8 protein-coding genes are annotated in these 12,758 nt (G+C 60.4%); 4 read left to right on the forward strand and 4 right to left on the reverse strand.

The annotated features are described in order from the left end of the window. Positions 1-6 precede the first annotated feature (6 nt). The 3 genes from O7A70_RS05205 to O7A70_RS05215 are packed head-to-tail and all read left to right on the forward strand — an operon-like array spanning position 7 to position 4,646. Positions 7-3,066 (forward strand): OmpA family protein, encoded by a 3,060-nt coding sequence (locus O7A70_RS05205; protein ID WP_337139418.1) that lies wholly within the window; start codon positions 7-9, stop codon positions 3,064-3,066. 11 nt (positions 3,067-3,077) lie between these two features. Then, positions 3,078-3,572 carry a Rab family GTPase gene (locus O7A70_RS05210; protein WP_337139419.1) on the forward strand — a complete coding sequence of 165 codons (495 nt, stop codon included), beginning with the start codon at positions 3,078-3,080 and terminating at the stop codon, positions 3,570-3,572. A gap of 3 nt (positions 3,573-3,575) precedes the next feature. Further along, positions 3,576-4,646 carry an adenylate/guanylate cyclase domain-containing protein gene (locus O7A70_RS05215; RefSeq protein WP_337139420.1) on the forward strand — a complete coding sequence of 357 codons (1,071 nt, stop codon included), beginning with the start codon at positions 3,576-3,578 and terminating at the stop codon, positions 4,644-4,646. A 129-nt stretch (positions 4,647-4,775) separates the two neighbouring features. Here the strand turns inward: O7A70_RS05215 and O7A70_RS05220 are convergent, their stop codons facing one another. Beyond that, positions 4,776-5,456 carry a redoxin domain-containing protein gene (locus tag O7A70_RS05220; RefSeq protein ID WP_337139421.1) on the reverse strand — a complete coding sequence of 227 codons (681 nt, stop codon included), beginning with the start codon at positions 5,454-5,456 and terminating at the stop codon, positions 4,776-4,778. Between the two features lie 19 nt (positions 5,457-5,475). Next, positions 5,476-8,775, reverse strand: a complete 3,300-nt coding sequence (locus O7A70_RS05225) for an ATP-binding protein (protein WP_337139422.1) — start codon at positions 8,773-8,775, stop codon at positions 5,476-5,478. Positions 8,776-9,015: 240 nt separating this feature from the next. Here O7A70_RS05225 and O7A70_RS05230 point away from each other — a divergent pair, with 240 nt between their 5' ends. Then, a complete protein-coding gene (locus O7A70_RS05230) occupies positions 9,016-10,788 on the forward strand; it encodes an adenylate/guanylate cyclase domain-containing protein (protein ID WP_337139423.1) in 1,773 nt (590 codons plus the stop codon). Positions 10,789-10,810: 22 nt separating this feature from the next. Here the strand turns inward: O7A70_RS05230 and O7A70_RS05235 are convergent, their stop codons facing one another. Both O7A70_RS05235 and O7A70_RS05240 read right to left on the reverse strand, forming a co-directional pair. Then, on the reverse strand, positions 10,811-12,190 hold the full coding sequence (locus O7A70_RS05235; protein ID WP_337139424.1) for a hypothetical protein: 1,380 nt from the start codon (positions 12,188-12,190) through the stop codon (positions 10,811-10,813). Continuing rightward, on the reverse strand, positions 12,190-12,711 hold the full coding sequence (locus O7A70_RS05240; protein WP_337139425.1) for a GNAT family N-acetyltransferase: 522 nt from the start codon (positions 12,709-12,711) through the stop codon (positions 12,190-12,192). Before O7A70_RS05240 ends, O7A70_RS05235 begins: the two co-directional genes overlap by 1 nt. Positions 12,712-12,758 lie beyond the last annotated feature (47 nt).

Genomic DNA, 12,758 nt, shown 5'->3' on the forward strand with positions numbered 1-12,758 from the left:
TCGGATTTGACGTCGACCGTCGACCCAATCAGCCTTCCGCAAAGAACAGCCTCGAACGATACAGAGATTGATCGCGAGGCTCTGGCCCGTCTTTTGATCGAAATTGCCCGGAACGTTGATCCGGACTACCGTGCGCGTCTCGGCGGAGTTCCAACCGCCGATCCTCGCATGGAAACGCTGCGCCAGTTGCTGGTCAGCCGCGAAATTTCGGAGCTTTCACGAGTTACGCATCTGCTCGACGAACCGGAGCAGCTTGCGGCAGCCGTGGGCGACGTGCTTCCCAGTGCGGCCGCACGAGCGCCTCATGCGCAACTCGGCGAGGCCCTTGCGCCGGCTGTCGAAAGGGCTGTGCAGCGGTCCATCCAGAAGAGCCCGCGCACGCTGACGGATATACTATACCCGGTGTTTCTGCCGGCAATTCGCAAGTCGATCGGGGAAAAGATCGACCAGACTTTTCAGTCGCTGAATGAAACTTTAAGGCATATATTCACTTGGCATGGGCTCAAGTGGAGACTCGAATCCTGGAGGACTGGTGCTAGCTTCTCTGAAGTTGTGCTGAAGCATTCTCTTATCTATCGTGTAGAGCACGTCTTTCTCATTAATCGCAATTCAGGTCTTTTGATAGCGCATGTAACTGCGGACAATGCGACGAGCGAAGATCCTCAACTCATTTCTTCGATGCTCAGTGCAATTCAAGATTTTGTGAAAGATTCATTTAACGAGAAAGAGCAGAGCGGCCTGGACACAATTCGCTTTGGCGACCTTCGTCTCTGGTCGGAAGTTGGACCGTTTGCGACCCTGGTTTCGGTGATCCGAGGAAATCCGCCAGAAGAACTGCATGAAATAGTTCGCGATGTATTGCTTCGTATCCATGAGGAATGCTCGCAGGCTTTAGTGGAGTTTGACGGTGACAGTTCGCAGTTGGCCGGCATAGAGGCGCAGTTGCAGACCTGCGTCGAGCTGAAGCAGGAGGAGTCAAACGAGGGTTTTCCGTGGCTGGTGATGGCTCTGGCTCTGCTGCTTTTGAGTCTGGCAGGCGGTTGGTTCTTTCTTTCCTGGCAATCCGGGCAGCGATGGCAGGCCTACGTATCGCGACTGGAGACCCAGCCGGGCATCATCGTTGCCGAACAAGAGATACGCGGCGGCCAATTTTATGTTGCCGGCCTGAGAGACCCGCTTGCCGCCGACCCGCAAGCTCTGCTGTCCGGAACGCAGGTCGATCCTGCCCGGGTTCATTCGCAGTGGCAATTTTATCAGAGCCTTGAACCGGAGTTCGTGTTGAAGCGGCTGACGGCGTCGCTGGTTCCGCCGGATTCAGTACGACTTTCGGTCGTCGATGATCGCATCGTTGCCGAGGGTGAGGCTCCCGACACCTGGATAGATCGGGCGCGCGCAGCGGCCCGACAGCTTTCGGCAGGCGGGCCAGTATTCGATATCTCAAGGGTCCGCGATGTAAGCCCCGAAGCACGCGCGGCAGAGCACTGGCAGGCCTACGTGTCGCGACTGGGGACCCAGCCGGGCATCATCGTTGCCGAACAAAAGATACACGATGGCCAATTCTATATTGCAGGCCTGCGAGATCCGCTTGCCGCCGACCCACAGTCGCTGTTGTCTGGAGCGCAGGTCGATCCCGCCCGCGTTCATTCACAGTGGCAATCCTATCAGAGCCTTGAGCCGGAGTTCGTGTTGAAGCGGCTGACGGCGTCGCTGGCTCCGCCGAACACAGTGCGGCTTTCAATCGTCAATGATCACATCGTTGCCGAAGGTGAGGCTGCTGCCACGTGGATCGACCGGGCGCAGGCCGCAGCCCGGCAGCTTTCAGCAGGCGGGCCGGTATTCGATATTTCCAGGGTCCGTGACCCCGAAGAACGCGAGGCGGAGCGCTGGCGGGCCTATGTGTCGCAACTGGAGACCCAGCCGGGCATCATCGTTGCCGAACAAAAGATACGCGACGGCCAATTCTACATCTCCGGCCTGAGAGACCCGCTTGGCGCCGACCCGCAGTCGCTGTTGTCCGGAACGCAGGTCGATCCCGCCCGGGTTCATTCGCAGTGGCAATTCTATCAGAGCCTTGCGCCGGAGTTCGTGTTGAAGCGGCTGACGGCGTCGCTGTATCCGCTGAAATCGGTTCGGCTTTCGATCGTGGAGGGTCGCATCGTTGCCGAGGGTGAGGCTCCCGACACCTGGATAGATCGGGCGCGCGCAGCGGCCCGACAGCTTTCGGCAGGCGGACCGGAATTCGACATCTCCAAGGTTCGTGATGTGAGCCCCGAAGCACGCGAGGCGGAGCACTGGCAGTATTATGTGTCGCGACTTGAGGCCCAACCGGGAATCATCGTCGCCCAACAAACGGCGAGGGGCGGCCAGTTCTACATTTCCGGCCTGAGAGACCCGCTTGCCGCCGACCCGCAAGCTCTGCTGTCCGGAACGCAGGTTGATCCTGCCCGCGTTCATTCACAGTGGCAATTCTATCAGAGCCTTGATCCGAAGTTCGTGGTGAAGCGGCTGACGGCGTCGCTGTCCCCGCCGAAATCGGTTCAGCTTTCGATCATCCAGGGTCGCATCGTTGTCGTGGGTGAGGCTTCTGCCGGCTGGATCAACCGGGCGCAGGCCGCCGCCGAACAACTTTCGGCGGACGGAGTGGTTCTGGATGTCTCGCAGCTGCGTGAGCTGAACCTTGCAGATCTTAATTATTTGAGAGAAGCCATCCAGGCGACCGATATTTTCTTCTCTTCCGGCAAAGTTGTGCCGGGACCGGAGCAGTTGCCGGTTCTCGACAGGTTGGCGGATCAAATAAAGGAATTCGCCCAAGATGCCCGCAAGTCAGGCGTAACAGCACGGTTCATGTTGACCGGGCATTCGGACACCACGGGCCGTGAGACGGCCAACGCGTCGATCAGTGCAGCCCGCGCCGAGACAGTTCGTGCGCTTCTCAACAAACGCGGCGTCGCTCCGGAACTGCTGCTGGTTCGGGGCGCGGGCACTTTTGAGCCGCTGGTGCCTGAAAATAGTCAAACCGGGAGCTCCACCAATCGCCGGGTTTCGATTACGGTAAACCTGGACTAGTGGAGCCAAGGATGTTGCAAAAAAAGATCTGCATGCTGGGCGGGTTCTCTGTCGGGAAGACGAGTCTGGTGCGCAGGTATGTGCAGAGCATCTTTTCAGAAACCTACTTGACCACGGTGGGAGTGAAAATCGACAAGAAGAGTGTCGCGCTCCCGGACAAAACCGTGGATCTGATTTTGTGGGATTTAGCTGGTGAAGACGATATCGGCTCATTCCGCGTCAGCTATGTGCGAGGTGCAACCGGGCTTGTGCTTGTCGTCGATGGAACGCGCGCCGCCACTCTTGCCGTGGCGCTCACGCTGCGCGAACGGGTCGAGGCCGAATTCGGCGCCATGCCGTTTGTATTGCTGTTCAACAAATCCGATCTGGCCGATCGGTGGGCAATGTCGGATAGCGAGATTGACGAATTGAGGCAGCGTGGATGGCAAATCTATCTAACGAGTGCGCTCTCGGGTGAGAATGTTGATGATGCGTTTCGTCAACTTGCTTTGATGGTAACCAAATAGACCATGCATGGATTGCCACGAGAAGTCAGCAGTTGGATTTTCAATTTCTTCTACAATGGGAACTCGGTCGCATATCTGAAAATCGATGCCCAGCTTTGCATAACTGCTAAGGGCGGAAATATTGAACATTATGGACTTTCATCGCTTCGCATTGGCGAGCCTGTTGCCGAGCAGCTTGAATTCATGGAAGGTTTGCTGCCTTGCCCGGAGCTTCCGCTTCACATTGCCATGGTCGAGCTGCCCAGCGGGTGTGTCGCGGACCTTCATTTTTTTGCTGACAATGCCTGCGTGTGGCTGCTCTTTCTTGATGCCACTGCCGAACGCGACAATAGGCAGCGGCTTCAACAAAAGGCTTATGAAATGACACTCCTGCAAGAGAGGGAGCGTCAACTCAACGAGAAATTACAATCGACGAACGAGGCGTTGAGGAAGAGCCAGGAGGGGTTGGCGCGTGAATACCAGCGCGCCGAAACCCTGCTCCTCAACATTCTTCCGGCGTCGATCGCGGAGCGATTAAAAGCGCACAAAAAAATTGCTGACAACCACGCAGAAGTGAGTGTGCTTTTTGCCGACATAGTCGGTTTTACAGAACGAGCGCGGAGCGTCGGAGCCGTGACCACGCTCGCTATTTTAAATTACTTCTTCAAGGCGGCGGATCGGCTCTCGGAACGATACGGCTGCGAAAAGATCAAGACAATCGGCGATTGTGTGATGGTGGTCGCTGGCCTGCCCACCGCGCGATCCGATCATGCAAAGGCCCTCGCGCGCTATGCACTTGAGCTGCGCAAGGCGGTCAAGCGCGAACGCTTCGCAGGAGAACCGCTGAGACTCAGAATTGGAATTCACTCAGGCCCAATCGTCGCGGGCGTCATAGGCAAGAGGCGGTTCGCCTATGACCTGTGGGGCGAGACGGTTAATCTCGCCTCGCGTATTCAAACGTCCGCGGAGCCCGATGAAATCCGCATTTCGGATGCAACTCGCCAAATGCTTGGACCAAATTTTGCTTGCGACCCACTCGAGGAAACGGAATTGCGTGGTACAGGTCGTGTGCGAATGTGGCGGCTCCCAGCCTGATTTGCCGCGCGGCAGTGCCGACCCTGGAGCCCACGCATCTCAAGCCCCAAGCTGTAACGCGAAGTTTTGACGCAATGGTGACCTTCATTATCCGCATTGCAAATGGCAGCAATGCAGTCTTCCGACGATCTATTGGGCGACTTGGGACACGGCTGACATCAGCTCCTGCGGGTTTGGCGCCCCAAACATGTATCGCCCACCTTCTGGGACCTCCGTGAAGCTCCAGCGAACGATCCCCTGCCGGTCCAGTAGGAACTGACCGATCAGTTGTCCGTGTCCCGTCGCCATCATCTGCTCGTCGGCTTCGGTCACTTCGTAATTGTCCTTCTTGTCGAGGAATTCGCTGGCCGCAAAAGGATCCATGGGACCGGGCAACTCGCTCGGCATGACGACCCGCATATCCTTTGCCGCTGCGATCGAGACCTTGTACGGCCAGTTCGTCTCGTTTTGGGTGAATTCGAGATTGGGCAGTCCAAAAGCACGATGTGAAGCGCGTTCAGGGTCTGAGGCCGCAAGCAGGTTCGGCATCGGGTGGTAGCGGAAATAGAGACGCGCCCGTTCGATCGGCGTGTTGACCACCGTCAGGCTCTCCACGCCCTTTTCGCGCAGCTCCGGATCAAGCCGCGCCTGGGCGGCGATATGGCGCCGGCAAAACGCACAATGCAGACCTCGAAACAGACCGACCAGCACCGGTTTTTGTCCGCGAAAGTCGTCAAGCGCGATCTTGCCTTCCTGGGTAATGGCGTCGAGTACCAAGTTCGGCGCTCGGTCTCCCGGTTGAAGTGGCAACAAGTCACTATGCGCGGACATTTCCAACCTCCAACCCCGGCTAGTCGAGAAAGGGCAGCACCACAAGCGCTTCCGGGTCGAGCCCGTGCTGGGCGCATATACCCTGCGCCAGGGAAAAGTACCGTTCGGCCTCAGCCAGATTGTCGAGGTCGAGATTAAGCGTTGCGAGACCATCATAGCACGGAAACAGCAGTTGGGGTTCGCCCGTTTCGCGGGCTACGTCCAGTGCTTCCTGGAACAAGCCAACGGCCAGTTCCGGACGGCCGTTGCACTGGTGGATCTGCCCAAGCACAATCAACGGCACCGGCAGGTGCTCTCGCTGGTCGAGTGCCCGGTCGATCTCGATGGCTTTCTCGGCAGCAGGCACGCCCTCTGTTGGACAGCGATCCGTGAAAGTACAACAAGCGACCGCCAGATTGGCGAGAAGGCGCGCCTGGAAGCCCAAATCACCAATATGGCGCGCGACTTCAAGACCGCGCCGACAGACCTCCATCGCCCGTGCTGGATCGATGGTCGTGTAAAGCACGCCGAGATTGGTGTAGCCGCGGCAGGCCGCGCCCAGCAGACCGGCGGCTTCGGCCAATTCAATGCTGTGCTCGACCTGACCCACGGCTTCACGATTTCGCCCAAGGCGAGCCAGCGCGACAGCCTTGGTATTGAGGGCCTCGGCGGTCACAAGAGTGGCCTCACGCCCTACATCGGAGACATGCTCCGTTGTCAGAGTGCGTACGCAGTCCAACGCCGCGTCTGCCCATTTTGCCGCGAGAGCGTGATCTCCGCTACGGAACGCCTGTCGGCCACGTTCTTCCCAGAGATGCGCCTGCTCGATCGGAGCATCCGCTCCATCGAGGAGCGCTGCCGCTTCAGCGTAGCGGGATTCTGCTTTGTCCCGCTTGCCGACGTCCCAGAGCAGCCGACCGATCTTACGCAAAACTCGCGCCGACGCTACGCGATCGGCCGACTCGCGGTATGCCTGCAACGCCGCCTCGTAGTGGCGGTGAGCGATCTCGCGGCGGCCCGCCGGGCCGCTCAAATCGGCAATGCGCTCGGCAATTGTCAGTTTGAGCGGTGTTTGCCCGGTCGCCTCCAACGCAGTCAGTGCTCGCTCGTAGAAACGAAGGGCGTCGTCGTTGGCGTATATCATGCGAGCGCGATCACCGGCCGCCTGCAGGTAATGCGCGCCCTTCTCCCGCTCGGCGCTCTGTGCGAACTGATGACCGAGCACGGTCAAATCCTCGAGCCGTTCCGGATTATCGCCGCACAGTTGCTCCAAGGCAGCACCTATCCGCCCGTGGATTTCGGTCCGGCGTTGCAGGAGCAGATTCTGGTAGATCACGTCCTGCAGCAAGGTTTGAGTAAAGCGATAGCTTTGCGACGAGACAGAGCCTGATCCGGCAACTTCCTCAATGATTTCCGCATCGCAAAGCAGTTCGCAGCCGGCTTCTAGCCGGGCGGGGTCGGCTGTCACGGTCTTCAGAAGTGTGGCATCGAAGCGTGGGCCGATTACCGCGGCTTCCTGGGCCAATCGGCGCACCTCTTGTGGCAGCCGGTCGACGCGAGCAAGCAACATTGCCTGGATAGTGGCGGGAATGTCGGTTGCGACTTCGCCTGCCACAGTCCGCCATCGCGGCCCCTCGCGCATCAGTACACCGCGATCGATAAGGCCGCGAACGATCTCCTCTACAAAAAGAGGGTTGCCGCCCGCTCGCTCGAGGATCTGATCGACGAGCCCTCCTGCGGAGCTTACCCAGCTCTCGCCGAAAAGCGCCGCCAGCAGGCTGCGTCCTTCATCGCTGTTGAGCGGCGAAAGCCTGAGCGCCGTGTGACTGACCCGACTTGAGTCGAGCTGGCCGCTGTCCGGCGCCGAGCGATGCGTGACCAGCACCATCAACCGCGTGCGTTCCAACCTGTCCATCACGAAACGTAGTGCCTCGAGCGAAACGGCGTCGGCCCAGTGCAGGTCTTCGACGACAATCAACAGCGGCGACAACGCAAGCCGCCGTTCTATGATGGTGCGGACCGCGTAGAGAATTTGCCGCCGTAGCTGCTCGGGTTCGACATGCTGCAAGGTGGCATCGGGGTCGCCAAGGCCAAGCACATGGTAGAGCAAAGGCATCAGCCGCTTCGCCTCCTCGCCCTGCAGGCCGAGATCGGCAAGCAAGCCTGCGAGCTTCCCCCGCATTTCGTCCCCATTGTCGTTTTGCATCATCCCGGCAGCACCGCGCACCACTGCACCCAAGGCGCCAAATGATTGTTCCCCCAGCGGTGAGCACGTGGCCTGTCGCACGGCGACGTTGCGAAAACGGTCCTCGTCGCCGACACGGGCGACGAACTCCTTCACCAGCCGCGATTTCCCGATACCGGCTTCTCCGACGAGGCGGACAAGTTGGGCCGAGCCGCCGCACGCCTGGTCAAGGCTCGCCAGCATTCTATTGAGCTCCGCAGCACGACCTATCATCGGCGCGCTGAGGCCGAGCGCCTCGAGCCCACGCGCTGCACGCGGCGCCGCAAGCGGTGCATCCAGTCGATGGACGAGCACACTGCCAGCCTTGCCGCGAAGCACGACATCACCCATCGACTCGTAAGAGAAGGCATGCCGGGTCAGCCTGTGAGTGAGTTCGCCTACCAGCACTTCACCCGGTGCGGCCAGCGATTGCAGGCGTTGCGCTGTATTCACCGTGTCGCCGGTCACCGAATAGGATTTGGCGGTGCCGATGCCTAATCGTCCAGTAACGACCGGACCAGTGTTTATGCCGATGTGGAGTAATAGAGGCGAGCCGGAGCGGGGGGCGCTTTCGCCGAGCCGCGCCGTCCGGGCGATCATGTCGAGAGCGGCGCGAAGCGCACGTTCCGGATCGTCCTCATGCGCGACCGGCGCACCGAACAAAGCGAGCAGTGCGTCGCCGATGAATTTGTCGACGAAACCACCAAAGTTTCGCACGGCCGCCGTCAATTCCTTGAACAGTTCGTTCTGCAGCGTTTGCATGACCTCGGGGTCGAGCTGCTCGCTGAGTGTCGTGAAACCGCAAAGGTCGGCAAAGAGGACGGTTACCGTCCGGCGATCGGCGTCAGAGATGGGATGCAGCCCTTCGTCGCTATCGATGTTCGCAAGCAGCGACGGAGTTCGAGAAGGCGGCACAATGGTTCGGCTTGGTGTCGGAGCAGGCCGTTCGACGGCTTTTGCGGGTGCACCGACGCTTGCCCCACATTTCGGACAGAACTCGAAATCAGGTGCGCAGGGATAGCCGCAACTGGCGCATGGCACGGGCTGGCGCTTGCCACACTTCGGACAGAAAGCGTAACCGCCCTCAACCTTGAAACCGCAGCCTGCGCAGTCCATCGAGCCAGACCTCACTAGGGGCCGTGACTGCGTGATCTCCTTACGCACTTCACGGCCAGGGTATTCACAAGCATGAACCGATAGCCGTCGACCGGCAAGCGGCAGCGCAAATGGGCATCGGGCGATCGGGTGGGGCCTGTGGCAGCGCGCAGCCAATTCGGGTTTCTGCGTGGCTGTCGGTTACGAAAGTTTCCTCTTGGTTCGGTCTTCCTGCTATCGTGGAGATGAGGAGGCGGACCCTTGAGCGAGAATCGTAAGCTAGCCGCAATCCTAGCTGCGGATGTGGTCGGATATAGCCGGCTCGCGAGCGCGGACGAAGATCGTACTTTGGCGAGGCTGCGGGCACTGCGCAGCGACCTGATCGATCCGATCATCGCAGTGCACCACGGCCGGGTGATCAAGCGCACCGGCGATGGGGCGCTGGTTGAGTTCCGCAGTGTGGTGGATGCCGTGCGCTGCGCCATAGAAGTTCAGAATGGTATGGTTGAGCGCAATGCCGGCGTGCCGCAGGACCGCCGTATCGAGTTCAGGATCGGCATCCATCTGGGAGATGTGGTCGAAGAAAGCGACGGCGACCTGATGGGCGACGGCGTCAACATCGCCTCGCGTTTGGAGGGACTCTCGGCGCCCGGCGCCATCTGCCTGTCCGAGGATGCCTATCGCCAGGTCAAGGCGAGGCTCGACCTCTCGGTCAGCGATCTCGGCAGCACACAGCTCAAGAACATCGCCGAGCCGATCCGGGTCTATTCGCTGCAAGTAGGCAGCGCCGCAATCAAGGCGGCCGCGACCTCGGAAACCGCGACGAGCCGGCCGGCTACGGCAGTGCCGCCGAAGCTGTCGATCGCCGTGCTGCCGTTCGCCAACATGAGCGGTGACGCCGAACAGGACTACTTCGCCGACGGCATCTCCGAAGACATCATCACGGCCCTATCCAAACTGTCACAGCTCTTCGTCATCGCACGCAATTCGTCGTTCACCTTCAAGGGCCAGAACGTCCATGTGCAGGAGGTGGGCACGAAGCTCGGCGTGCGGCATGTCCTTGAGGGCAGCGTACGCAAGTCGGGGAACAGGGTGCGCATCACCGCGCAGCTCATCGACGCAACTTCGGGCGGCCATCTTTGGGCGGAGCGGTTCGATCGCGACCTGACCGACATATTCGCCGTGCAGGACGACGTGACGCAACAGATCGTTGGCGCGCTGGCGCTCAATCTGACTGAGGATGACCGTCAGCGGCTGGCGCCCGAGTACCCGCGCAACACGGAGGCGTATGACTATTTCCTGCGGGGCAGGGAGTTGTGGCACCGGCTGACGAGGGAGACGAACGTCGCGGCCCGCGACCTCTTGCAACGTGCCATCGAACTGGACCCGAAGTTTGCCTCTGCCCACGCATTCCTGGCCCTCACGCACGGACTCGATTACCTGAACCGGTGGAGTGCGTCGCCGCCGGAATCGATGGCGCAAGCGGAAGAAGCCGCAACGCGAGCGGTAACGCTGGATGGCAGCGATCCCTGGGCGCACTGGGCGCTTGCTATTGCCAAGCTGTACACACGACGGCACGATGGGGCCATCGACGAGGCCGAGCGCGCGCTAGTCCTCAATCCGAACTTCGCCGAAGCGCACGTCGCCCTCGGCGAGGCGCTGTATTATTCGGGCAGATCCGAGGCCGCCCTCGAGAGTTTTGCCCGGGCGAAGATCTTGAATCCATATTTTCCTGATGTGCTCCTGCACTTCCAGGCTTTGGCCTTGTTTCAACTGGGAAGGTACGAAGAGGCCGTTGACCTCTTGATGCAACGGCTGGCTCGCAATGCTGTCACCGACGTCTCGCGGGCGCTTCTGGCCGCCAGCTACGGCCATCTGGGCCGTTTCGCCGAGGCCCGAGCGGCATGGCAGGAGGTGCTTCGCGTCAATCCCGACTACTCACTGGAATACCGTCGCAAAGTCCTGCCCTACAAGAACCCTGCCGATTTCGAACTCGTGGTGGAGGGGCTCCGCAAGGCCGGTATAGTGCAATGACTGGTGAGGCCATGCGGCCGGATCAGACGCTGTAGGCTTGGCCGATCTTGCGCCATCGCGCGTTTTCGCGAACCAGTTTCAGGTTGTCGGTGGTCTCGGCAAATGTCCGCGAACGGTATTGCCGGAGCAGGTCCGCGAAGAGCGCCCCTTCCGGCAGGCCGGCAAGCTGCTCGCGGACCGAGATCTTTTCATCGATGACACGCATGCCCCAGGCATTTTCCCGAACCTGCAGCTCCGCAGCCAAATCACGCTCTTCCGGCGCGCTTTCATCCAGCGCAGCCAGCACGATCGAGTGGAAAAGCGCTACATAGCCAATCTGTCTCAGGCCGCCCACAACCCGCACGCGCGGCAATATGGCAAGGACGAGAAACGTCAGGAACAAGTCCGGCAGCAGCACGCCCTCCAGCAACGCCTGCTGAAGATGCGGCCGCTCGAACGGGATGGAAAGGCCATGCGGCCTGTCAGGCTCGATCAGGTGCCCGTTCTCGAGGACGAGTTTGCGCACGCGCTGCTCGCGGATGCCCCAGAAATAGGCGGTGGCATTGGGCAGGAATCTGCCAAATGGGCCCGACGCGGCCTCTTGCAAGGCATGGTCGAGACGCTGGCGCCTTGCGGGCTCAAGAAGCAGCCTGGAAAGAAGACAGCCGTCATATTGTAGATGTCGCGCCATGGCAGCCGCGGCGAGCCGATCATCGATGAAAACGGGCAGGGCCATGCCGGAACGATTCCAATTGGCGACCAGATCCTCATTGAGGGCTGTCATGGCATCGGCGGCGGTTCCAAAGACCTTATCCTGACTGGCAAGCAGTGTACCTAGCCAGCGGCTGGCATCCGTTTCATCGCCCACCGCTTCGAGCGCGCGCTTGTTAAGGGAGACGGGACCGGCCACGCAGGCGCTTTTGCGGCACAGTTTGTGGCGCCCCATGCCAAACAGATTGACCTTGTCGTCTCCGACATCGAGCCATCCAGGCCCCTCCCGGCCAATTGTCTCCATCGTCATCGTCGTTCCCATGAAGCCGACGAAGGCTGACAGCTCGTTTTCGACCGCGCCGAGCCAGGCAAACAGGAGGGCATCGAAGGTGATCCGGTCCATCAGAAGCAGGCAGTGCAGACCGGATTGAATCACCGGTCTGTGCTCGAACTCTTCGAGGGCCTTGCCGATCTCCTCAGGCTGCATAATTGCACCGAGGCGCTGATGCAGGACTTCGCGCAGGATCGAGCGGGCAGCGATCGCCGGGCCCGATGCAGGCCTTGCCACCGGCCGCCACAGATGGCGGGCGTAGTCGGAAACCGGAACATTCCAGTTCTGCTCGATGTCACGCACGACTTCCGGGCAGAGCAGCGACAGCACAGCCAGAATTTCCACGGGGGGGGCAGGGGCTGGGGCGAAGAGGGCGGTCATTAGAACCGCAACCGGGCCATGCTCAGGAGGTCGTGATACTGCCCGTTGGTAAAACCGGCCTTCACATGCCGGCCTTCAACCTGGAAGCCGTGGCTGGTGTAAAGACGGATGGCCGGTTCGTTGTCGGCATAGACGCTCAATTCGACCCGCTTCAGGGCGCGCCAGTTGTCGGCCACGTCAAGCAGCGCGCCAAGGATGGCAGAGCCGATACCCTTGCCGACAAAGCCATCGTCTAGGCCGATATTGATCTCGCCGATATGCGAACGGCGCGGCGAGCTTTGCACGACCAGGCTGCCGTGGCCGACGACCTCGCCGTCCAATTCGGCGACGATCCAGGTGGTTTCCTGGCCGGACTTGGCGATGCGCCGCTCCACCTGATCCACCGTCTCGAACGGCATCCTGAGCGTGCCCCAGCGGAAGCCCGGCATGTTGAAGATAGCGCAAAGCGCCTCCGCATCGTTTGGCCGGACGGCCCGGAGCTGCGGCTGGATTTTCTCGGATGGCGAGGTCGTGCTGGTCATGGCTTTCCCGGCGAAGGCAATCGGCCCGGCACGATGCACCGGACGTC

This window comes from Mesorhizobium sp. Cs1299R1N1 (assembly GCF_037179655.1).
GTDB lineage: Bacteria > Pseudomonadota > Alphaproteobacteria > Rhizobiales > Rhizobiaceae > Mesorhizobium > Mesorhizobium salmacidum.